This is a genomic window from Phenylobacterium sp. LjRoot219, assembly GCF_964252995.1.
GTDB lineage: Bacteria > Pseudomonadota > Alphaproteobacteria > Caulobacterales > Caulobacteraceae > Phenylobacterium.
The window spans coordinates 2314711-2337249 of sequence record NZ_CAXUQI020000001.1; the positions used below are offsets into that span (position 1 = coordinate 2314711).

At 69.4% G+C, this 22539-nt stretch carries 15 protein-coding genes; 5 read left to right on the forward strand and 10 right to left on the reverse strand.

The features are described from left to right. Positions 1-128: 128 nt before the first annotated feature. From glf to ACSQ14_RS11435, 6 genes are all read right to left on the reverse strand, one after another. Positions 129-2399 (reverse strand): UDP-galactopyranose mutase, encoded by a 2271-nt coding sequence (gene glf / locus ACSQ14_RS11410; RefSeq protein WP_436012760.1) that lies wholly within the window; start codon positions 2397-2399, stop codon positions 129-131. Between the two features lie 292 nt (positions 2400-2691). Beyond that, positions 2692-3738: a UDP-glucose 4-epimerase GalE gene (gene galE / locus ACSQ14_RS11415; RefSeq protein WP_436012762.1), complete on the reverse strand. Its 1047-nt coding sequence runs from the start codon at positions 3736-3738 to the stop codon at positions 2692-2694. Between the two features lie 261 nt (positions 3739-3999). Beyond that, on the reverse strand, positions 4000-4494 hold the full coding sequence (locus ACSQ14_RS11420) for a pyridoxamine 5'-phosphate oxidase family protein (protein WP_436012764.1): 495 nt from the start codon (positions 4492-4494) through the stop codon (positions 4000-4002). 187 nt (positions 4495-4681) lie between these two features. Further along, entirely contained in the window at positions 4682-4894 is a 213-nt protein-coding gene (locus ACSQ14_RS11425; protein ID WP_436012766.1) for a hypothetical protein, read from the reverse strand. Between the two features lie 47 nt (positions 4895-4941). Next, positions 4942-5571: a 2-dehydro-3-deoxy-6-phosphogalactonate aldolase gene (locus ACSQ14_RS11430; protein WP_436012768.1), complete on the reverse strand. Its 630-nt coding sequence runs from the start codon at positions 5569-5571 to the stop codon at positions 4942-4944. Beyond that, positions 5568-6497 (reverse strand): 2-dehydro-3-deoxygalactonokinase, encoded by a 930-nt coding sequence (locus ACSQ14_RS11435; RefSeq protein WP_436012770.1) that lies wholly within the window; start codon positions 6495-6497, stop codon positions 5568-5570. Before ACSQ14_RS11435 ends, ACSQ14_RS11430 begins: the two co-directional genes overlap by 4 nt. Positions 6498-6798: 301 nt before the next feature. Between ACSQ14_RS11435 and ACSQ14_RS11440 the strand changes: the two genes are divergently transcribed. Together ACSQ14_RS11440 and ACSQ14_RS11445 are read left to right on the forward strand one after the other, a co-directional pair. Beyond that, the gene (locus ACSQ14_RS11440; protein WP_436012772.1) at positions 6799-7875 is read left to right on the forward strand and encodes an aldose 1-epimerase; all 1077 of its coding nucleotides are present in this window, start codon (positions 6799-6801) and stop codon (positions 7873-7875) included. A gap of 7 nt (positions 7876-7882) precedes the next feature. Continuing rightward, positions 7883-8179, forward strand: a complete 297-nt coding sequence (locus tag ACSQ14_RS11445; protein ID WP_436012774.1) for a hypothetical protein — start codon at positions 7883-7885, stop codon at positions 8177-8179. A 22-nt stretch (positions 8180-8201) separates the two neighbouring features. Here ACSQ14_RS11445 and ACSQ14_RS11450 read toward each other — a convergent pair whose 3' ends face one another. Then, on the reverse strand, positions 8202-10274 hold the full coding sequence (locus tag ACSQ14_RS11450; RefSeq protein ID WP_436012776.1) for a response regulator: 2073 nt from the start codon (positions 10272-10274) through the stop codon (positions 8202-8204). 1 nt (position 10275) lies between these two features. Next, positions 10276-16086 (reverse strand): HAMP domain-containing protein, encoded by a 5811-nt coding sequence (locus ACSQ14_RS11455; RefSeq protein WP_436012778.1) that lies wholly within the window; start codon positions 16084-16086, stop codon positions 10276-10278. Positions 16087-16507: 421 nt separating this feature from the next. Between ACSQ14_RS11455 and ACSQ14_RS11460 the strand changes: the two genes are divergently transcribed. Together ACSQ14_RS11460 and ACSQ14_RS11465 are read left to right on the forward strand one after the other, a co-directional pair. Next, positions 16508-17287, forward strand: a complete 780-nt coding sequence (locus ACSQ14_RS11460) for a hypothetical protein (RefSeq protein WP_436012780.1) — start codon at positions 16508-16510, stop codon at positions 17285-17287. Beyond that, complete coding sequence (locus ACSQ14_RS11465; RefSeq protein ID WP_436012782.1) at positions 17271-18014, forward strand: metallophosphoesterase family protein; 744 nt, start codon at positions 17271-17273, stop codon at positions 18012-18014. The genes ACSQ14_RS11460 and ACSQ14_RS11465 overlap by 17 nt, the downstream gene beginning before the upstream one ends. 23 nt (positions 18015-18037) lie before the next feature. Here ACSQ14_RS11465 and ACSQ14_RS11470 read toward each other — a convergent pair whose 3' ends face one another. Continuing rightward, positions 18038-19468 carry a phosphomannomutase/phosphoglucomutase gene (locus tag ACSQ14_RS11470; protein ID WP_436012784.1) on the reverse strand — a complete coding sequence of 477 codons (1431 nt, stop codon included), beginning with the start codon at positions 19466-19468 and terminating at the stop codon, positions 18038-18040. A 202-nt stretch (positions 19469-19670) separates the two neighbouring features. Between ACSQ14_RS11470 and ACSQ14_RS11475 the strand changes: the two genes are divergently transcribed. Next, positions 19671-20843, forward strand: coding sequence for a glycosyltransferase family protein (locus tag ACSQ14_RS11475; RefSeq protein WP_436012786.1), 1173 nt, complete (start codon positions 19671-19673; stop codon positions 20841-20843). A 142-nt stretch (positions 20844-20985) separates the two neighbouring features. Here the strand turns inward: ACSQ14_RS11475 and ACSQ14_RS11480 are convergent, their stop codons facing one another. Further along, positions 20986-22437 carry a glutamate synthase subunit beta gene (locus ACSQ14_RS11480; RefSeq protein WP_436012788.1) on the reverse strand — a complete coding sequence of 484 codons (1452 nt, stop codon included), beginning with the start codon at positions 22435-22437 and terminating at the stop codon, positions 20986-20988. Positions 22438-22539 lie beyond the last annotated feature (102 nt).

The window sequence follows — 22539 nt, forward strand, 5'->3', positions numbered from 1 at the left end:
TCGCGCGCATACCACGACTGTTCAGGTTCCGGAACTGCACGGGTGAATGTTGGCGGCTCACAACCCCGCCGAGCGCGTCAATTCGCCGCGATCCGACGCCCCTATCAGCCGGGGGCCAGCGCAACCGCTCAATTGGCGGCGATCGCGCGGCCCGCGCTCTGCGCATCCATCGCCGCACGCCCCTCGCGTTCGGCGATGCGGCGGAAGGTGGCCAACGCCTGCCCGACCACCTGGTCCATATTGTAGTAGCGGTAGGTCGCCAGGCGGCCGACGAACTGCACGTTCGGGGTCTCCAGCGCCAGGGCCTCGTACCGCTTGTAGAGCGCCTGATTCTCCGGCCGCGGCACCGGATAGTAGGGATCGCCGTCGGCGCTCGGGTATTCGTAGGTGATGGTCGTCTTGCCGATCGCCTGCCCCGTCATGTGCTTGTATTCGCTGATGCGGGTGTAGGGCGTGGACTCGGTCGGATAGTTGACCGTGCCGACCGGCTGCCACCATTCCTGGTTCAATGTCTCGTGCCGGAAGCTCAGGCTCCGATAGGGCAGCTTGCCGTGGCGGAAGTCGAAATACTCGTCGATCGGACCGGTGAAGATCAGCCGGTCATAGACCGCCTCGTCGCGCACCTCCTCGAAGTCCACCCCGAGCTGCAGCTCGATCCCTGGCTGGTCGAGCATGTTCTCGAACATCCGCGTGTAGCCGTCGGCCGGCATGTTCTGGAACTTGTCGGTGAAGTAGCGGTCGTCGGTGTTGGTCCGCGTCGGCACCCGGGCGGTGACCGACTTGTCGAGCTCCGAGGGGTCCATGCCCCACTGCTTGCGGGTGTAGCCTCGGAAGAAGGTCTCGTAGAGCTCGCGGCCGATGGCCGAGACGACCACGTCCTCGGAGGTGCAGATCTTCTCCACCGGCTCGGCGCGGCTCGCGAGATAGGCCGCCGCCGCCTCGTCGCTGTCCAGTTCGAGCCGGTAGAGCAGGTTCAGGGTCGTACGGTTGATCGGCATCGGCGCCAGCAAGCCGTTGTGGATCGAAGCCAGCACCCGGTGCTCGTACGGCCGCCAGCGCGTGAACTGCGACAGGTAGGCCGCGACCTCGTCGGAGTTGGTGTGGAAGATGTGCGGTCCGTAGCGGTGCATCAGCACCCCGGACGCGTCCTTCTGGTCATAGGCGTTGCCGGCGATGTGCGGCCGCCGGTCGACCAGCATCACCCGCTTGCCCAACTGGGTGGTGAGCCGCTCGGCCAGCACCGAGCCGGCGAAGCCCGCGCCGACGATCAGGTAGTCGAACGGCCGCTTGCGCGACGACGTGCGCGTCGCCGGCGCGGCCACCCCGCTGCTGGCCAGCGAGTCCTCGACCGCCTGTCGCCGCTGGGCGGCGGCGCACGACAGCTCGTGGTTCATCCGCACGAAGGTCTCGTCCCACGAGGACGCCGCCAGCGCGGTGTCGACCTCGCGCAGCCACTCCCCACGCACCTGCGACAGCGCCAGGGCCGCCTCGCAGGCGGCGACGAATTCGGCATGCGTCGTCGCCAGCCGCACCGCTTCGAGGTCGCCGTACTGACGGACCACGTCGACGATCGGCGTCGAGACCACCGGGCGGCCGCCGGCGAGATACTCCGGCGTCTTGGTCGGGCTGATAAAGCGCGTGGAGTCGTTGAGCGCGAAGGGCATCAGCGCCACGTCCCAGCCCGAGAGATAGCGCGGCAGCTCCTCGTAGTCCTTCGGGCCGAGGTAATGCAGGTTCGGCCGCTGCGGCAGGCTCGCCGGATCGATCTTCAGGACCGGACCGACGATCACCACGCTCCAGTCCGGCCGCGCGTCGGCCAGCGCCGCCAGCAGGTCCTGGTCGATCCGCTCGTCGATCACCCCATAGAAGCCGAGCCTCGGGCCCGGGATCTGCGCCTGGTCGGCCGGCGGCTCGGCCGCGCGGCGCGCGCTGGCGAAATGCGGGCGGTCGACGCTGGAGGGGAACGGATGAATGTTCGGATGCCGCTTCCGCTTGGCCTCCCAGAGCGAATAGCCGCCGGTGAAGACCACATCCGCCGCGGTCATCAGCTCGCGCTCGAGGCCGGCCAGCTCCGGCGGCGCGAACCGCAAATTCGCCAGCTCGTCCATGCAGTCATAGACGGTGCAGACCGACGACAGATGCCGCGAGAAGCGCAGCATCATCGGCGTGCAGTACCAGCGGATGAGGTCGCCCTCATGCGTCTCGAGCATCTCGTCCAGCAGGTCGCGCAAGGCGGCCTCGCACTGCTCCGCCGACAGGCGCTCGGGCAGCATCGGGGTCACCACGGTCACGCCGCTGTCGGAGTAGGTGCGGCGCTCGAGCGCCGGCACATTCAGGTCAGCGAGATAGAGCGGCTCCTCCCAGAAGATCACCCGACGCCCCCGGGCGAACCGGGTCATCAGGTGCTGCGGACGTTGAAAGCCGAAGTTCCAGCGCAGATGGGAGAAGCAGAGGAGCGTCTGGCGCCCCCTGGAACGCGGTCCCCCTTGGGGATGCAATGGCGCAGCGCTTCCGGCGCTGGGGAACCACTGAGTGTCCAAGGCGCATTCCTTTGGCTGGGTACGGCACACGAGCCCGGCTGAGAGAACACCCAGCCCGCAGCCCGGTTCCGTGCTTCGCCCGGCCCCGCCTCAGGATTTCACCCTAGTAGCAAATGCTAATCCGCGCGGGCTGCCCGGGGTTCCCACGGCGCTAGTCGACCGACGCCTGCATCTTGCGTTCGCCGCGCACGCCGGCGCCATACCTCGGCGTGCGCTCCCAGCGAAGCGCATCGGCGACGATCTGATCGAGCGAGGAACGGGTCGCGCTCCACCCGAGCAGTTCACGGGCCCGAGACGGGTTGGCCACCAGGCTCGCCGGGTCGCCGGCGCGGCGGGCGCCGATGCTGTGCGGCACGGCGTGGCCGACCGCCTGGCCGACCGCCTTGACCACCTCGAACACCGACGCCCCCTGGCCGGTGCCGACATTGACCGCTTCGAAGGCGCCGGCCGGCAGGTCGGCCTCCAGCGCCGCGACGTGCGCCGCGGCCAGATCGCTGACGTGGATGTAGTCGCGCAGGCAGGTGCCGTCGGGGGTGTCGAAGTCGTCGCCGAACACCGTCAACGGCTTGCCGTCGCCGAGCGCCGCGGCGATCGCCAGCGGAATCAGGTGGGTCTCCGGCTCGTGCGCCTCGCCGATCTGGTCCGAGGGGTCGGCGCCGGCGGCGTTGAAGTAGCGCAGCGCCACGCCGGTCAGGCCGTAGGCGCGGCATTGCGCCTGGATCATCCATTCGCAGGCGAGCTTGGTGTCGCCATAGGGGCTGGCGGGAGCCTTGGGCGCGTCCTCCGGGATGGTCTCCAGCGGACCGCGACCGCCCTGGCCGTAGACCGCCGCGCTCGACGAGAAGACCAGCCGGCCGACCCCGCGGTCGCGCATCGCGCCCAGCAGCGAGACGGTGCCGGCGACATTGTGCTCCCAGAACAGGTCCGGCTTGGCGACCGAGCGGCCGACCTCGATCAGGCCGGCGAAGTGGATCACCGCCTTGATCCCGTGTTCCGCGAGTGCGTCGCCCAGCGCCCGCTCATCGCGGATGTCGCCATGGACGAACGGCCCCCAGCGCACCGCGTCGCGGAAGCCGGAGCTGAGATTGTCATAGACGACCGGCAGATAGCCGCGGTCGTGCAAGGCCTTGGCGGTGTGAGCGCCGATGAAGCCGGCTCCGCCGGTCACCAGTACGGCGGCTTTCGTTCCCCGATCCATGCGCGCTCAATAACCTCTCAATTGTCACGGTTCCATGTCCCGGCGAACCTTAGGTCCATTGGTGGACCCGAGGAACGTTTTGCGGCGCCGAAAGCATTCTCCCGCCAAATTGACGGGAGCGCCGGGGTCGAATGCAAGCCCTGGAGCTACGGCGCGGGCACGAGCGCACCGTCAACCGGGTCGACAGCCTCTACTTTGACCAGCGCCTCGAGGACCTCGCCGCCGAGTTGGCGCGGCTGACCGAGGGCCGGAGCCCCCGGCTCATGTGGGCGGCGCCTTGCCCTCCAGCTGCCCGCGCAGCCAGGCGTTCTCCTGCTCCAGCGCCCGCATCCGCGCCTGCGCCGGCTCCAGCATCGCGGCGATGTCGGCCTCGGTGAAACGCGGGGTGATGTGTTGCGAACAGTTCCAGTCGTAACCCTCGATCGCGATGACGATTCCACGCTCGACCTGGGCCGGATAGTCGTCCCGCAGCCGCGCCAGCGCGGCCGGGTCGCCGTCCGTGTCGACCACGCGGGCGTGGCCGACCAGCTTCAGCCGCCGCCGGTTGGGATAGTCCATCAGGAGCAGCGACACGCGATCGTCGCCGGCCAGATTGCCGAGGCTGAGGTACTGGCGGTTGCCGCGGAAATCCGCGAAGCCGAGCGTCCGCTCGTCCAGCACCTTCAGGAAGCCCGCCGGCCCGCCGCGATGCTGCACGTAGGGCCAACCGGTCTCGGAGACGCTCGCCAGATAGAAACTGTCCCGCTCGGCGATCATCTGCGCCTCCGCCGGGCCCAGCCGGTCATGCGTCGGCGCGTCGGGCCGCTCGACGCGGGCGTAGAGGCCGCGTGAGCCGAGCGCCTCCCTGCGCCGCCTTCACCTGCGGCGTGAACATCAGTTCGGCGTAGCGTTGCGCCATCGTCGGCCTCCCTGCAGCAGTGCGGCCAACGTGCGCGGGCGGCGTTCAGCCCAGCGGCTTCTGGTAGGTCGGACCGTCCTCGTCGATTTCGAACAGGTCTTCCTCGTTTTCCGCCAGAAGCTCGTCCAGCGCGTCGATCACGGCGTCGAGCTGCTCCGGCGACGTGGCGAAGTCGGTCGCCTCGCCGGCCTCGTCCACCAAGTGGAGCACGAAGTCCTCTTCGCGCACGGATATCGCGAACTTTGCCAGCTGTCGCATGGTGTCCCTCCGGTCGCTTGCTTAAACAGCCGGCGGCGACCTTTCGTTCAGGTGAGCCCGCGCGCCGCGGCCACCACGCGCCGCGCCTTCTCAGCCGTCTCCACCGGCGACTGCCCGGCTTGGTAGAGTTCGCCGCCGAGACCGAAGGCGCTGGCGCCCGCCGCCCACCAGTCGGCCATCTGCGCCGGACCGACGCCGCCGACCGCCCAGACCACCGCCTCGGCCGGCAGCACCGCCGAGAGCTGCTTCACGTGCGCCGGCCCGTAGCTGACCGCCGGAAACAGCTTCAGGTGCCGGGCGCCGGCCTCCAACGCGGCGAAGGCTTCAGTCGGGCTCGAGAAGCCCGGCGCAGGCGCCAGCCCCAGCGCCAGCGCCCGGGCGATCACCGCCGGGTTCACATTGGGCGAGACGATGATCTGGCCGCCGGCTGCAGCCACCTGCTCGACCGCCGCCGGCGTCAGCACCGTGCCGGCGCCCACCGCCATGCGATCGCCGAAGGCTTCGGCCAGCTTGCGGATGCTGGCGATCGGATCCGGCGAGTTCAGCGGCACTTCGACCCCGCGCACGCCCTCGGCGTAGAGCGCCTCGGCGTGGTCGAGGATCTCGTCCGGTCGGACGCCGCGCACGATCGCCACCACCGGGCACTCGGCCAGCGCGTCATCCAGGCTGCGGGTCATTGTCCAGTTCCCTTACGATAGAGAGCGAAGAGGCCGGCGACCGCCGCGGCCTCGCCGTCGAAGGTTTCGCAAGCGACACCGCGGTGTTCCAGCGCCTGGCGGTAAAGGGCGCAGAGCCCGGCGTCGCCGAGAACGGCGACCGGGGTGTCCGGCGCAAGGCCCAGCAGCCGCGGCACGCTCGCGGTCTCGGCGCCGATCAGCAGGCCCGAAAGGTAGGACGGCGTGCTCTCGGCGGGCTTGCCGCGCCCGACCACCCGGGCCCGAGCGGTGAACAGCCGGGCGGCCAGCGCAGCGCCGTCGCCGGCTGCGACCAGCCCTTCGGAGAAGGCCTCGGCGTCGTCCGCCGGCGCGTCGCTCTTCAGCACGCTGTGCTTGCGCAGCACGGCGAACAGCTCGCCGGTCATGGCGGTGACGAACCGGGTCAGCCGACCGTCCTCGACCACCATCCACTTGGCGTGGGTTCCGGGGTGGCAGACCAGATGCCGGCCGCGCGCACGGTCGGGATTCAGCGCCAGCCAGCCGAACAGCTGGGTCTCCTCCCCGCGCATGACGTCGCCGGCGCCTGCCAGGCCGTCGCCGCGGACGCCCGGCGCGATCCGCGCCCAGCCTGAAGCGTCTCCGGCCGTGACCGGCGGCGCGACCAGCGCGCCCGCCAGGTCGTCGAGGCCGACCGGACAGTCGAGATAGGGAGCGACGCACCAGCCCAGGTTCGAGCCGATCATGCCGCACAGCACCGCCGGCGTCCCGACGGCGTCCAGCGCCGGGCGCACCTCGCTCTCGAGACGGGCGGCGGCCTCGCCGGGCTGCAGCCTGGAGACGCCGAGGGCGAAGTCGCGGCTCGCGACCACCCGCCCCGAGGCGTCCAGCGTCCAGGCGCGCAGATTGGTCGTGCCCCAGTCGCAGGCGAGCACAGCAGCTGCCGTCATTCCGTGGGATCCCCGCGTTACGTCCGCGCTGGACTTGCTCACGCGGAAGCCCAGGTCAACGCCTTTGTCCGCCCACGGGCCGCTGTCGAGGTAAAGCCGGCGCCAGCCGCGCCCCGCAAGGGTGCGACAACCTGACCGCACCCTGCCGGTTCCATTTAAGGTCGCGCGCGCACTATCCTCGACACAAGAACCGGGAGGGGAATCCCGACATGCGCCTGTCCCGCGGCTTCGGCGACCTGGTCCGCAGCGTCCACGTGCAGTCCGCAGCGAAAGGCGCGAAGTCCTGCCGACCCAGCCAGTGATGATCGGCGGCGCGCCGGTGGTGGCGCTCCAGGGCCGCGACCTGCCGGCGGCCGGCCCGGCCTTCACCGCCGCCGAGGTGGCCCCAGGCCGCGGCTTCCTGCTGCTGCGCGCCGCGTTGCGGCTCTCCTCTGGCCAGACCGTCGACGGCGTCGTCGGCCCGCCGCCGGCGCAGGCGGCGCAGATGCTCGACGGCGGGCCCGAGGACTTCGCCGGCAACCGCGCCTTCAGTTTCGGCGGCGCGATCCTCGCCCCCTACGCCAACCGCATCCGTGGCCGCGAGGTGGCCGGCGCCCGTCAGATCGAAGTTGAGATCGACAACCGCGTCGTCCGGCTGCCGAGCAACTGGGGCGGCAAGGCCCCGGGCGCGGCGCAGTACGCCATGCACGGCCTGATCCTCGACGCCCCGACGGCCTGGGAGCAGCCGTCGCCCGACCGCGCGCTCGGGCGCCTCGACGCCGGCGACTTCGGCGGCCGGTGGCTCTCGCAGGCCGAGATGGATTTCGAATGGCGGCTGCAGGGCGGCGCGCTGATCCTCACCGTCTCGGCGCGCAACATCGGCGCCGAGCCCCTGCCCCTCGGCCTCGGCTGGCACCCCTATTTCGCCCTGCCGAGCGGTCAGCGCGCCCAGGCCCGACTGCGCCTGCCGGCCGCGAGCCGCGTCGAGGTCGACGACTACGACCAGGTGCTGCCGACCGGGCGACTGCTGTCGACCGCCGGATCGGCCTACGATTTCACTGCGCAGCAAGGCCGCCCGCTGGGCGCCCTCTACCTCGACGACTGTTTTACGAACTTGGCGCACGAAGACGGCCGCGTTGTGGTCGAATTGATCGACCCGGCCGCCGGCCTCGGCCTGCGCGTCACCTCGCCGACACCGCAGGTGAAGGCGGTGCAGGTCTATGCCCCGCTCGACCAGACGTTCGTCGCCATCGAGCCGCAGTTCAACCTGGCCGATCCGTTCGGCGCGGTCTGGCCGGCCGGAACCGACACCGGCATGGCCCGCCTGCCGCCTGGCGCGCGCCTCGCCTACGAGGTCCGGGTGGAGCCGTTCGAGGTCCGGAACCCCGCTAACTTTTGAGGGTTCATTGGGCCAAATCGAGGTTTCCATGACAAAAAAACCCGCCCCGCCGGCCCGTCCGGCAGGCGGCGAAGTGGTTGATTTCGACACCGCTCTGCTCAACGCCCGCCCGCCGGAACAGAAGGTCGAACTGATGGCCGAAGCGTCGATCCTCGCCGCCGCGTTTGCGCCCGAGGGCCGCGCCGTGCAAATCGAACGCCTGGCGCATTCGCTCGAGACCGGGCTGCGCGACCTCGACATCGGCCGCGCCCGCGCGCGGCTGCTCGCCGCAGCGCTGCGCCAGGTGGCCCGCCAGGCGGCGTGACCGCCTGAGCCCCGAGGCGACGCTAGCCGGTCGCCGCCCACCCAGGCATCGCCGCCGCAGGGCCGCCCGGGGGATCCAGCAGCTTGCGCAGCTTCGCGGCCATGACCGCCGTCTCATACGGCTTGTCGAGCAGCGGGAACTCCATGTCCTCCCCGCCGCCATCGCGCAGGAAGCCGGAGCTCAGCAGCACAGTCAGGCCGGGACGCAGCTCCCGCGCCGCGCGGGCCAGGCTTACGCCGCTGACCCCGCCCGGCATCACCACGTCGGTGAACAGCAGGTCGAACTCCGCGGGCGTGCGCAGGATCTCCAGCGCCTCGGCGGCGTTGCTCGCGGTCGTCACCTGATAGCCCAGGCCGGTGAGCAGATCGAAGGTCAGCGCCAGCACCGTGGCGTCGTCCTCGACCAGCAGGATCTTCTCGTCACCGCCGACGATCTCACCCTGCGGCGCCTCGTTGCGGATCTCCACCGCGGCCTCGCTCGACTGCGGCAGGCGCAGGCGGAAGGTGGTGCCCTGCCCCTCGGCGCTGTCCAACTGGACCTCGCCCTCGGACTGCCGGACGAAGCCATAGACCTGCGACAGCCCCAGGCCCGAGCCCTTGCCCACCTCCTTGGTGGTGAAGAAGGGCTCGAATACGCGATCGCGCACCTCCGGCGTCATGCCAAGGCCGGTGTCCTTGACGGCGATCACCACCCAGTCCGCGCCCTCGCGGGTCTCGGTGGCGGTGCAGATCGACAGCGCCCCGCCGTCCGGCATCGCATCGCGCGCGTTGACCGCGAGGTTGAGCAGCGCCGTCTCCAGCTGGTTCGGGTCGACGTGCGCGCAGAGCGCCGCCTGGTCCAGCGACAGCTCCACCGTCACGGCCTCGCCGACCGCCTGCCGGACCAGCGGGGTGAATTCGCGGATCAGCACGTTGACGTCGAGGGTGATCGGCCGCAGGTGCTGGCGACGGGAGAAGGCCAGCAGCTGACGGGTCAGGTCGCGGCCGCGCTCGGCGGCCTGGCGGATGGCGTCGACCCGGCGCGCCCGGCGGCGCTCGTCCTCGGCCTTGCGCGCCAGCATGTCGACATTGCCGAGCACGACGGTCAGCAGGTTGTTGAAGTCGTGCGCCACCCCGCCGGTCAGCTGTCCGACCGCCTCCATCTTCCGCGCCTGGGCGAGTTGCTCCTCCAGCAGACGGCGATCGGTGGCGTCGAGCAGGATGCCGAAGATCTGCGGCGGGGCCCCGTCGAACGCCGGCGCCAGCACGCCCTGGTCCTGCAGCACCCGGTACTGCCCGTCGGCGCAAAGCCAGCGAAACTCGGCGGCGTAACGGCCGTGCCGCTCCGCGCTGCGCAGCGCCTCGCGCACGATCCCTACGTCCTCCGGATGGACCCGATCCAGGCCGAACTCCGGCTCGGACAGGAACCGCGAAGCCGGGAATCCGGTGATCTGCTCGATCGCCTGGGAGACGAACTGCGGCGCGTGCGGCGGCTCGACATTGCGCGAGGTGAAGACGATCGGCAGCGACTGCAGGATGGCTTCCTGCCGCGCCTCGGTCTGGCGCAGCGCGCGCTCGGTCTGCGCGGCGTCGGCCTTCACCCGGGCATGCTCGTCGAGCAGCCACTGCTGGTAGGCGGACTGGCGCTTCACCTCCTCGGTCTTCAGGTACAGGTCGACGAGGACCGCCACCTTGGACTTCAGGATGAACGGATCCACCGGCTTGAAGACCACGTCCACCGCGCCGGCCGAATAGGCCTGAAACACGTGGGCCTCGTCGCGGAAGATCGCGGTCAGGAAGACGATCGGCGTGCGGCTGGTGCGCTTGCGCGAGCGGATCAGTTGGGCCGTTTCGTAGCCGTCCATGCCCGGCATGTGCAGGTCGAGCAGGATGACCGCGAACTCGTCGACGAGCAGCCGCCGCAGCGCCTCTTCGCCGGACCGCGCGACGACCAGTTCGTGGCCGAGCTCCTCCAGCGCCTGCACCGCGGCGAAGGCGTTCCGCTCGTCATCGTCGACAACGAGGATCCGCGCGGTGAGCGGAGTCGACAGGTCGGGCGGCTCGGGCCGCTCCGCCGGCGACCAGGCTTGACCGGATCCGGTGGGAGACGACGTCACGTCAGCTCGCTTGCGGCAGGATCGGGACGGCGGCGTCGCTGGACAGTCTCAGCGCATCGGCCCGCTGGATGGAGACACGCAACACCGACACCAGATGGTCGATGTCCACTGGCTTGGAGACATAGTCCGACGCGCCGGCCTGGATACACTTCTGACGGTCGCCCTTCATCGCCTTGGCTGTGACCGCGATGACCGGCAGGTCGCGCAGTTCGTCGCGCGCCCGGATCTCGCGGATCGTCTCGTAGCCGTCCATATCGGGCATCATGATGTCCACCAGCACCACGTCGACGTCGGGCTGGGCGTCGAGCACCTCCAGCCCCGCGCGCCCGCTCTCGGCGTAGGCCAGCTCGATACCGTACTCTTCGAGCGCCGAGGCGAGCGAGAAGATGTTGCGGATGTCGTCATCGATCACCACGACCTTGCGGCCGGCCAGCACGGCGTCGTCCTGCTTCGGCTGGTCGAGCTTGGCCTGGGCCTCGGCCGGCAGCTGCTCGACCAGCGAGTGCAGCGACAGGCTCGCCTGATCGACCAGCTGGTCCGGGGTGCGCGCCAGGCGGACAAGGCCGCCAAAGACGGCGAGCCGCAGCCGGCGGTCGTCCTCCTCGCTCAGTTTGTCTGGGGCGAAGACCACCGCCAACGGCGTCGGGCCGTCGCTCTGCTTCAACAGCTCGAGGATCTGGCTCGCCGGCGCCGCCGACGCCTCGACGACGAGACCGTCGGGCCGCTCAGCAGCCGGCCGGGCGAGCACCGCGGCGAGGTCGGAGGCCAGCTCCACCTGGGTGAAGCAGCGGCGCAGCACGTCGGCGGCCTCACCTTCCTGGCCGACCAGCACGATGCGCCGCTCGGCCTTGTCGACGAAGTTCTTCACGCCCTGCAGGGTCGAGACCACCACCTCGCGCTCGACCGGCTTGTGGGTGAAGCCGAAGGCGCCGAGCGACAGGCCGAGCCCCTTCTGATCGTCGGCCGAGATCACGTGCACCGGGATGTGCCGCGTCTCCGGCGTGCGCTTCAACAGATCGAGCAGAGCCAGGCCGTCCATGTCGGGCAGGCCGAGGTCGAGCATGATGGCGTCGGGGCCGAACCGGCGGGCCAGCGACGGCACGGCCGCCCCTTCCCCGGTCACCACGCCCTTGAACCCGCCCTCGCGCACGAGGCTGAGCAGGATCGCCGCGAACCGCGGGTCGTCCTCGACGATCAGCACCACGCTGTCGTCGGAGCTGATGGCCTCGCGATCGTCGGCCACCGCCTCGCTCGTCGCCTCGGCCATCACCGAGGGCAGCATCATCGGCCGCGTCGCCGGCGCGCCGGCGGAGCGCGGCACGGTCAGCGGCTGCGCCGGGCTGAAGTTCAGCGGCAGGTAGAGAGTGAAGGTCGAGCCGCGACCGGGCTTGGAGACCATCCTCAGCTCGCCGCCCAGCATCTGCGAGATCTCGCGGCTGATCGACAGGCCCAGCCCGGTGCCGCCGTACTTGCGGCTGGTGGTGCCGTCGGCCTGCTGGAAGGGCTCGAAGATGATCCGCTGCTTGTCGTCGGCGATGCCGATGCCGGTGTCCTCGACCGCGATCGCCAGCACCTGGCCGGCGGTGTTCAGGTGGTCGTTGGTCGGGTTCCAGCCGCTGCGGGCGCGGGAGACCTTCAGCTTGACGTGGCCGTGCTCGGTGAATTTGAAGGCGTTCGACAGCAGGTTCTTGATCACCTGCTGAAGCCGCTTGTCGTCGGTGTACATCGACCGCGGCAGGGCCGGATCGAGCTCGACCTTGAACTCCAGCTTCTTGTCGGCCGCGACCTGGCTGAACATCCGGTCGACCTGATCGCGCAAGGACGCGAAGGACATCTCGCCGATGTCCAGGGTGACCGTGCCGGACTCGATCTTCGACAGGTCGAGGATGTCGTTGATCAGCCCCAGCAGGTCGGCGCCCGCGTCGTGGATGTTGCGGGCGAACTCGACCTGCTTGTCCGAGAGGTTGCCCTGGGCGTTGTCGGCCAGCAGCTTCGACAGGATCAGCAGCGAGTTCAGCGGCGTGCGCAGCTCGTGGCTCATATTGGCCAGGAACTCGGACTTGTACTTCGAGGTCAGCGCCAGTTGCTCGGCCTTGTCCTCGAGCGCCAGCTTGGCCTGTTCGACCTCCCGGTTCTTCGCCTCCACCTGCTGGTTCTGCACCGACAGCAGGTGCGCCTTCTCCTGCAGCTCGGCGTTGGTCTGCTGCAGCTCCTCCTGCTTGGTGCGCAGCAGCTCCTCGGACTGGCGCAAGCTGGCGGCTTGCTGCTCCAGCCGGTCGTTGGTCTTCTTCAGCTCCTCCTGCTGCGCCTGCAGCTCGGAGGTCAGCAGCTGCGACTGCTTCAGCAGCCCCTCGGTCCGCATGTTGGCGGCGATGGTGTTCAGCACGATGCCGACGGATTCCATCAGCTGGTCGAGGAACTGCTGCTGGGTCTCGTTAAACTCGCCGAAGGTGGCCAGCTCGATGACCGCCTTCACCTCGCCCTCGAACAGCGCCGGCAGGACGATGATGTGCGCCGGCGGCGCCTCGCCCAGGCCCGAGGAGATCTGGACGTAGTCCTTCGGCACGTTGCTCAGCAGGATGCGCGACTTCTCGTAGGCGCATTGCCCGATCAACCCCTCGCGCAGCTTGAACTGGCTGGCCAAGTGCTTGCGGTTGTTGAAGGCGTAGGAGGAGGCCAGGTTCATCACCATCTGGCCGTCGTCGTCCCGATCGCTGACGTAGAACACCGCGTGCTGGGCGTTGATCAGCGGCGCCAGCTCCGACAGCACCAGGTTGGACACGGTCGACAGGTCGCGCTCGCCCTGCAGCATGCGGGTGAACCGGGCGAGGTTGGTCTTCAGCCAGTCCTGCTCGGTGTTCTTCAACGTCTGATCCTTCAGGTTGCGGATCATCTCGTTGATGTTGTTCTTCAGCTCCTCGACCTCGCCCGAGGCCTCGACGGCGATCGAGCGGGTCAGGTCGCCCTTGGTCACGGCGGTGGACACCTCGGCGATGGCGCGCACCTGGGTGGTCAGGTTGGCCGCCATGCCGTTTACGTTGTCGGTCAGGTCGCGCCACAGGCCGGCCGCGCCGGGCACCCGGGCCTGGCCGCCCAGCTTGCCCTCGATCCCCACCTCCCGGGCCACGTTGGTCACTTGGTCGGCGAAGATCGCGAGCGTCTCGATCATGCCGTTGATGGTGTCGGCGAGCGCGGCGATTTCGCCCTTGGCGTCCAGCGTCAGCTTGCGCTTCAGGTCGCCCATGGCGACCGCGGTCACGACGTCGGCGATGTTCCGCACCTGACCGGTCAGGTTGTTGGCCATCATGTTCACATTGTCGGTCAGGTCCTTCCAGGTGCCGGCGACGCCGGAAACCTGCGCCTGGCCGCCGAGCTTGCCCTCGGTGCCGACTTCCCGCGCCACCCGGGTCACTTCCGAGGCGAAGGCGTTCAGCTGGTCCACCATGGTGTTGATGGTGTTCTTCAGCTCCAGGATCTCGCCGCGCACGTCGACGGTGATCTTCTTCGACAGGTCGCCGCGCGCCACCGCGGTGGTCACCTCGGCGATGTTCCGCACCTGGCCGGTCAGGTTGCCGGCCATCAGGTTCACGTTGTCGGTCAGCTCCTTCCAGGTGCCGGCCACCCCCTTCACTTGCGCCTGGCCGCCGAGCTTGCCCTCGGTGCCGACTTCCCGCGCCACCCGGGTCACTTCCGAGGCGAAGGAGTTCAACTGATCCACCATGGTGTTGATGGTGTTCTTCAGCTCCAGGATCTCGCCGCGCACGTCGACGGTGATCTTCTTCGACAGGTCGCCCATGGCCACCGCGGTGGTCACCTCGGCGATGTTCCGCACCTGGCCGGTCAGGTTGGCGGCCATGAAGTTCACGTTGTCGGTCAGGTCCTTCCAGGTGCCGGCGACCCCCTTCACCTGCGCCTGGCCGCCGAGCTTGCCCTCGGTGCCGACTTCCCGCGCCACGCGGGTCACTTCAGAGGCGAAGGCGTTCAGCTGATCCACCATGGTGTTGATGGTGATCTTCAGCTCGAGGATCTCGCCCTTCACGTCGACGGTGATCTTCTTCGACAGGTCGCCCGTGGCCACCGCGGTGGTCACCTCTGCGATGTTGCGCACCTGGCCGGTCAGGTTGCCGGCCATCAGGTTCACGTTGTCGGTCAGCTCCTTCCAGGTGCCGCCGACGCCCTTGACGTTGGCCTGGCCGCCGAGCTTGCCCTCGGTGCCGACCTCGCGCGCCACCCGGGTCACCTCCGACGAGAAGGCGTTCAGCTGATCCACCATGGTGTTGATGGTGTTCTTCAGCTCCAGAATCTCGCCGCGCACGTCGACGGTGATCTTCTTCGACAGGTCGCCCATGGCCACCGCCGTGGTCACCTCGGCGATGTTCCGCACCTGGCCGGTCAGATTGCCGGCCATCAGGTTCACATTGTCGGTCAGGTCCTTCCAGGCCCCGGTCACCCCCTTCACCTGCGCCTGGCCGCCGAGCTTGCCCTCGGTGCCGACCTCGCGCGCCACCCGGGTCACTTCCGAGGCGAAGGCGTTCAGCTGGTCCACCATGGTGTTGATGGTGTTCTTCAGCTCCAGAATCTCGCCGCGCACGTCGACGGTGATCTTCTTTGACAGGTCGCCCATGGCCACCGCGGTGGTCACCTCGGCGATGTTCCGCACCTGGCCGGTCAGGTTGGCGGCCATGAAGTTCACGTTGTCGGTCAGGTCCTTCCAGGCCCCGGTGACGCCCTCGACGCGCGCCTGGCCGCCAAGCTTGCCCTCGGTGCCGACTTCCCGCGCCACCCGGGTCACTTCCGAGGCGAAGGCGTTCAGCTGGTCCACCATGGTGTTGATGGTGATCTTCAGCTCGAGGATCTCGCCGCGCACGTCGACGGTGATCTTCTTCGACAGGTCGCCGCGCGCCACGGCGGTGGTGACCTCGGCGATGTTCCGCACCTGACCGGTCAGGTTGGCGGCCATGAAGTTCACGTTGTCGGTCAGGTCCTTCCAGGCCCCGGTCACGCCCTTCACCTGCGCCTGGCCGCCGAGCTTGCCCTCGGTGCCGACTTCGCGCGCCACCCGGGTCACTTCCGAGGCGAAGGAGTTCAGCTGGTCCACCATGGTGTTGATGGTGTTCTTCAGCTCCAGCACCTCGCCCTTCACGTCGACGGTGATCTTGCGCGACAGGTCGCCGTTGGCGACGGCGGTGGTGACCTCGGCGATGTTGCGCACCTGGCCGGTCAGGTTGGCGGCCATCAGGTTCACGTTGTCGGTCAGGTCCTTCCAGGCGCCGGCGACGCCTTTCACCTGCGCCTGGCCGCCGAGCTTGCCCTCGGTCCCGACCTCCCGCGCCACCCGGGTCACTTCCGACACGAACGAGCCGAGCTGGCCGACCATGGTGTTCACCACCTTGCCCGTGCGCAGGAACTCGCCGCGCATCGGCCGCTCCTCGTTCTCCAGGTCCATGGTCTGCGACAGGTCGCCCTTCGCCACCGCGCCGATCACCCGCGCCATCTCGGCGGTGGGGTGCACCATGTCGGCGATCAGGGTGTTGACCGCGTCGACGCCGGCGGCCCAGGCGCCCTGCGCCCCCGGCAGCTTGGCCCGGTGGTTGATCTTGCCCTGTCGGCCGACCGCCTCGCCCAGCCGGTCGAACTCCTTGGTCATGCGGTCGTTGAGCTCGACCACGTCGTTGAAGGCTTCGGCGATCTCGCCGCCGACCCCGGTCAGTCCCTTCGGCAGCCGCACCGAAAAGTCGCCGCGGCGGAAGGCCCTGAGCGCCGCCAGCAGCTCCTGGGTCGCCAGCTCCGCCTCGGGTTGGCGGGCGCGCAACGTAGCTTTCTTGCCAGCCCGCGCGGCGCCGGAACGAACGGCGGAAGACGACTTCAGATCAGATTGCGGCATGGATCCCCACCCAGCGAGACGCGGCATGGGGCCATGCTTTGACGCCGCCGGTCCCCACCGACGCGACAAGACACACCCCCGCCCTGAGGGAGGAACTTCTGGAACTAAAGTTCGGTTCCAGCTTGGCTTGTTAAAAACCGGGATCTGAAGAAATGCGGCTGGCGGCCCCGCAGGCGGCGCCCGGACAAACCCCGACGCACGGCGGTCAACGCCCCTAGGGGTTACGCCAAAAGTTCATAAAAAACAACCGCCACCACAGGTCGAGCGGCGGCCGCGGAACCCCCCGGCAGGGCTTCCGTTTGCCCTTGGGGGCGATCGGCCCCCGTGACCTTCAGGACGCCAGCGCGCAATGTCGCAAGCCTACGACGCCGCCTCATTCGAACCGCCGCCGGGCACCGAGGCGTTCTACGCCGACAGCTTGCGGCTGCTGAACGAGTCGCGGATTCCGTTCCTGCTGTCCGGCACCTACGCGGTCACCGCCTATACCGGCATCGTCCGACCGACGAAGGACCTCGACGTCTTCTGCACGGCCGGCGACTACCCGAAGATCCTCGCCTACTTCCAGGCCCGCGGCTTCCAGACCACGGTCGAGGACGAGCGCTGGATCGCCAAGATCTGGTGCGACAACCATTTCTTCGACGTCATCTTCGCGATGTCCAACGGCACCGCGCCGATCACCGACGTCTGGTTCCAGGACAACCCCACCATCGAAGTCTACGGGGCCGAGGCGCGGATCACCCCGCCGACCGAGCTGATCGTCTCGAAGATGTTCATCCAGGACCGCTATCGCTACGACGGCGCGGATGTGGCGCACGTGATGCTGCGCGCGCACGACCAGATCGATTGGCGCCGCCTGCTCCGCTACATGGAGCCCTACTGGGAGGTGCTGCTGACCCACCTCCTGAACTTCCGCTTCATCTATCCGACCGAGCGCGACCTGATCCCGCGCGAGCTGATGGAGGAACTCACCGCCCGCCTGCAGGCCCAGGTCGGGCTGCCGCCGGCGCGGGTGAAGGTCTGCCGCGGGCGGCTGTTCAGCCCGCGCGACTACGTCACCGACATCACCGAATGGGGCTTCGCCGACGTGGTCGGCAAGGGTCTGGAGGAACGGCATGAGCCTATCGCCTGAGCCGCCGCCGGCCGGGAGCCTGCGGCTGGCGGCGCTGGGCGACCTGCACGTCGGCGAGAACGCCGAGCGCCCCTACCGCGAACTGTTCGCCCGCATCAGCCAGGAGGCCGACGCGCTGGCGCTGTGCGGCGACCTGACCAATTTCGGCAAGACCCCCGAGGCGGAGATCCTGGCCGAGGACCTGCTGGCCTGCACCATCCCGATGGTCGGCGTGCTCGGCAACCACGACTACGAATGCGGGCAGCCGCACGAAGTCTCCCGCATCCTGCACCAGGCCGGGCTCAAGCTGCTGGAGGGCGAAGCCTACGAGATCCACGGCGTCGGCTTTGCCGGCGGCAAGGGCTTCATCGGCGGTTACGGCCGGCACATGCTGAGCGCCTTTGGCGAGCCGGCGGTCAAGGCCTTCGTCCAGGCCTCGATCGATGAGAACCTGAAACTGGAAAGCTCGCTCCGGATGCTGAAGACCGAGCGGACGGTGGTGGTGCTGCACTATTCGCCGATCGCCGAGACCCTGGCGGGCGAACCGCTGGAGATCTTCCCCTTCCTCGGCTCGGCGCGGATGGGCGAGACCATCGACCGCTTCGACGGCGTGCAGCTGGTCCTGCACGGCCATGCGCATTCCGGCGCTTACGAGGGCCGCACGCCGCGCGGCGTGCCGGTCTACAACGTCGCCCGCCCGCTGTTGCGAAACCGGATGGGCGTCGAGTTCGCGGTGTTCGACATCTAGCGCCGGCCGTCAGGCGCGGGCGCTCAGACCTCCGCCTCGATGCCGCTGAGCTGAAGATGCCGCCGCAGTTCGCCGCGCAGCCGGTCGAGCCCGTCGGGGTGCACCGACTCGCAGCGGCAGGTCAGCTTGGACTCCGTGCCGGAGGCGCGCAGCAGCCACCAGCCGTCCGCCGTCTCGACCCGCACGCCATAGCGGCGATCGACCGTCGCGCCTTCCTGCGCCAGCCGCTCGGCGACCTCGGCCACCACCTCCGGCTTGCGCGCCTCGGGACAGGGAATGCGCAGCTCCGGCGTCGCGAAGCTCGGCGGCAGGCTGTCGCGGAAGCCGGCCAGGCCGCCGCTCAGGTGCGAGATCGCCTGGAAGGTCTGGATCGCCGCATAGATCGCGTCGTCGCCTGCGCCCAGCCCGTCGTCGAAGAAGATGTGCCCGGACAGCTCGCCGCCGAGCTGCGCGCCCTTCTGCAGCATGGTCTCGCGGACCAGCACATAGCCGGAGGGCGAAAGCTCGCAGCGGCCGCCGGCGGCGGCCACCTCGTCGAACAGCACCTTCGAGCACTTCACGTCGGCGGTGACGCCGGACCCCGGCCGGCGCGCCAGCAGGTCCCGGGCCAGCAGCAGCAGGACCTGGTCGACCCACAGGATCCGCCCCTGGCCGTCCACCACGCCCAGCCGGTCGCCGTCGCCGTCGAAGGCGACGCCCAGGTCGCAGCCGTTGGCGAGCACGACGTCGGCCAGCTGCGACAGGTTTTCCGGCGCCGCCGGATCTGGCGCGTGCGCCGGGAAGCTGCCGTCGACGCGGGTGTTGATCAGGATGTGATGCCCGGGCAGCAGCGGCGCGAGCCGTTCGATCACCGGGGCCGTCGCGCCGTTGCCGCAGTCCCAGGCGACCTTCAGCGGCGACATGCCCTTCGCCGCGCGGGCGAGCTCGGCGACATAGGCGTCCAGCACCGAGTGTCGTCGGGCTGAGCCGCAGATGGCGCGCTCGCAGGGCCCCTGCACCAGGGCCGACAAGGCGTCGCCGTGCACCCGCTCCTCGCCGAGCAGGATCTTGAAGCCGTTCTCCGCCGCCGGGTTGTGCGAGGCGGTCACCATGATCGCCCCGCCGAGATCCAGTTCGCGCACCGCGAACACCAGCATCGGCGTCGGCCCGATGCCCAGCCGCTCGATCCGCAGCCCGCCGTCCATCAGCCCCCAGACCAGGGCCTGCTCGAGGGTGGGCGAACTGAGCCGCCCGTCGCGCGCGACGCCGACCCGCCGCACCCCGAGCTTGCGCGCGGCGCCGGCGTAGGACAGTCCAAGGGTGTAGGCGCCCGCCCGGTCGATGTCGCGGCCGGCATGGCCGCGGATGTCATAGGCGCGGACCGCCGCGGAGCAGATGCGGCCCTCGGTCTTCGGCCCTCCCGTCAGACTGCCGGCCGTGCTTTCTGCATAGGCCGCAGTGGGCTCGAACGTCATCGCCCCGGCTCCCTTACGTGGCGCGCCGGGCCTCGGACGCCCCGCTCGCCGCAGACGCCGCCCCGCGCAACGCCCTCATCAAACCATGCAATGGCTGCGCGCCGCGCTTGTTCCAGGCGTCACCGTTCGAGGCGGGCGCGCGCAACTCGCCCGAACTGCGGAATCGGCGGACTAGATGGGGCTCGCCGCGTGAGGTTCGCCGTTGCGTTTCGCTCTGTTGAAAGGCCAGTCGCAGTACGGCTCGCTGCGGCTGCACATCGACCAACTCGCTCAGGCTCTGATCGGGCTCGGCCACGAGGCCCCGATCGTCGACATGGCGGCCGAGGATCGCCAGGTCCAGCTCAACGCAGCGCTGCAGCCCCTGCCCGACTGCATCTTCGGCTTCAGCGGCGTCGGCGCCGATCTCAGCGGCCCGGCCGGTTCGATCTACCAGGTGCTGGGAACGGTCTACGCCTCGATCTACGTCGACCACCCCGTCCACCACCTGACGCGGATTCTAGCCCCGATCCCCAAGCACGTCGGCCTGTTCCTCGACCGCAGCCACGCCGAGTTCCTCGGCGCCTCGCCGGCCGCCGGCGGCTTCAGCCAGCTGGGCTTCCTGCCGCCCGGGGCCAACGAGCTGCCCGAGCCGCCCGACCTGTCCGACTCGGCCTTCGCCCGTCGGGACATCCCGCTGATGTTCACCGGCACGTACCGCGGGCCGCCGCAGCCCTATTGGCGGGACTGGCCGGAAGGCGCCTCCAAGCTCGTGGCCGAACAGCTCGTCGCGCGGATGACGGCCGACGCCCGGCTGCCGCTGCTGGACGCCTTGCGGGCCGCGCTGAAGGACCTCGGCGCCGAACTCACCGGCGAGCTGCTGGGTCAGCTGCTGCCGCAGCTGGCGGCGCCGCAGGCCTACGCCGAGGCCTACCATCGCGACGCGCTGCTGCACGCGCTGGGGGCCGCCGGCCTGCCGCTGCACATCTGGGGCTCCGGCTGGGAACCGTTGGCCGAGCGGTACGGCGGGTTCGTCTACGGCGGGGTCGGCAGCTTCGCCGAGACGCTGCACACCTTGCGCCGCACGCGGGTGGTGCTGAACATCAACAACGGCTTCGTCGCCGGCGGCCACGAGCGGGTGTTCACCGCCATGTGCGCCGGTGCGGCGGTCTTCTCCGACGCCAACCCCTACTACGCCGAGGCGTTCGAGGAAGGTTCCGAGATCGTCACCTTCGCCTGGCCGCAACTGGCGGCCGCGCCCCAGGCGCTGGCGGACCTGACGGCCGACGTCGGCCGCGCCGGTCGGATCGCCCGCGCCGGCGCCCATCGCGCGCAGGCCGAACACCGCTGGACCGATCGGGCGCAGCGGCTGGTGGACGCGGTCAAACAGGCGATCTAGCGGCGTCGAGCCGCCATTTCTCTCACGTCATCCCGGCCGCAGCGAAGCGGCGAGCCGGGACCAGGAAGATCTGCAGTGCGGTGGCCCTGGGTCCCGGATCGGCCTTGCCGGCCGTCCGGGATGCCAGGATTTATGGCTCCGCTTAGCGCGGCAGCTTGGTCGAACCCATCAGGTACTCGTCGACCGCGCGGGCGGCCTGGCGGCCTTCGCGGATCGCCCAGACCACCAGGGACTGGCCGCGGCGCATGTCGCCGCAGGAGAAGATGTTCGGCACCGAGGTGCGGTAGTCGACGACGTTGGCCTTGACGTTGCCGCGCGGGTCGAGCTCGACCGCGCCCTGCTCGATCAGCCCTTCGTGCCGCGGACCGACGAAGCCCATCGCCAGCAGCACCAGGTCGGCCTTCAGCTCGAACTCCGAGCCGGCGACCTCCTGCATCTGCATGCGGCCGGTCTCGTCAGCGACCCACTCCAGGCGCACGCACTCGATGGCGGTGACCTTGCCGTTCTCGCCGATGAACCGCTTGGTGGCGACGGCGAACTCGCGCTCGCAGCCTTCCTGGTGGCTCGAGGAGGTGCGCAGCTTCAACGGCCAATCCGGCCAGGAGAGCGACTTGTTCTCCTTCTCCGGCGGGCGCGGCATGATTTCCAGCTGGGTGACCGACAGCGCGCCGTGGCGGTTGGAGGTGCCGATGCAGTCCGAGCCGGTGTCGCCGCCGCCGATGACGACGACGTGCTTGCCCTTGGCGGTCAGCGTGCCGTTCGGCGCCGCCACGTTCTCGGGATCGCCGGCGTTGCGCTTGTTCTGCTGGGTCAGGAACTCCATGGCGTAATGCACGCCGTCGAGCTCGCGGCCCGGGACCGGCAGGTCGCGCGGGTTTTCGGCGCCGCCGGCCATGACCAGCACGTCATAGTCGTCGAGCAGGCGCTGCACCGAGACGGTGACGCCAACCTCGAAGTTGGTGCGGAAGATGACCCCCTCGCCTTCCATCTGCTTGATGCGACGGTCGATGAGGTCCTTTTCCATCTTAAAGTCGGGGATGCCGTAGCGCAGCAGGCCGCCGACCCGGTCGTTCTTCTCGAACACCGTCGCGGCGTGGCCGGCGCGAGCCAGCTGCTGGGCGCAGGCCAGGCCGGCCGGGCCGGAGCCGACGACGGCGACGCGCTTGCCGGTGCCGCGCGGGCTCGGCTGCGAGCCGATCCAGCCTTCACGCCAGCCGCGATCGACGATCTCGCACTCGATCGTCTTGATGGTGACCGGGGTGTCCGGGATGTTCAGGGTGCACGAGGCCTCGCACGGCGCGGGGCAGATGCGGCCGGTGAACTCCGGGAAGTTGTTGGTCGACTGCAGGTTCTCCAGCGCCGCCTTCCACTGGTCGCGATAGACCAGATTGTTGAAGTCGGGGATCTGGTTGTTCACCGGGCAGCCCTGGTGACAGAACGGAATCCCGCAATCCATGCAGCGCGACGCCTGCTGGCTCACTTCGCCAGCGGCCAGCGGACGCACGAATTCCTTGTAGTGCTTCAGGCGCTCGGACGGCGGATCATAGCCGCGCTCTTGGCGGTCGATCTCGAGGAAGCCGGTGGGCTTGCCCATCGGTCGGTCTCCAAACTCTGGAACCCTTCCCATTCGCGTAGCTACGCGAGTGTGGGCGAAAGGCTCAAATCAAAAAGACGACGACCCCGTTTCATCCCACCC

Coding starts and splice junctions, on each gene's coding strand:
- glf (WP_436012760.1), bottom strand. CDS start 2,399: ATGACCCGGTTCGCCCGGGGGCGTCGGGTGATCTTCTGGGAGGAGCCG.
- galE (WP_436012762.1), bottom strand. CDS start 3,738: ATGGATCGGGGAACGAAAGCCGCCGTACTGGTGACCGGCGGAGCCGGC.
- ACSQ14_RS11420 (WP_436012764.1), bottom strand. CDS start 4,494: ATGATCGCCGAGCGGGACAGTTTCTATCTGGCGAGCGTCTCCGAGACC.
- ACSQ14_RS11425 (WP_436012766.1), bottom strand. CDS start 4,894: ATGCGACAGCTGGCAAAGTTCGCGATATCCGTGCGCGAAGAGGACTTC.
- ACSQ14_RS11430 (WP_436012768.1), bottom strand. CDS start 5,571: ATGACCCGCAGCCTGGATGACGCGCTGGCCGAGTGCCCGGTGGTGGCG.
- ACSQ14_RS11435 (WP_436012770.1), bottom strand. CDS start 6,497: ATGACGGCAGCTGCTGTGCTCGCCTGCGACTGGGGCACGACCAATCTG.
- ACSQ14_RS11440 (WP_436012772.1), top strand. CDS start 6,799: ATGATCGGCGGCGCGCCGGTGGTGGCGCTCCAGGGCCGCGACCTGCCG.
- ACSQ14_RS11460 (WP_436012780.1), top strand. CDS start 16,508: ATGTCGCAAGCCTACGACGCCGCCTCATTCGAACCGCCGCCGGGCACC.
- ACSQ14_RS11465 (WP_436012782.1), top strand. CDS start 17,271: ATGAGCCTATCGCCTGAGCCGCCGCCGGCCGGGAGCCTGCGGCTGGCG.
- ACSQ14_RS11470 (WP_436012784.1), bottom strand. CDS start 19,468: ATGACGTTCGAGCCCACTGCGGCCTATGCAGAAAGCACGGCCGGCAGT.
- ACSQ14_RS11480 (WP_436012788.1), bottom strand. CDS start 22,437: ATGGGCAAGCCCACCGGCTTCCTCGAGATCGACCGCCAAGAGCGCGGC.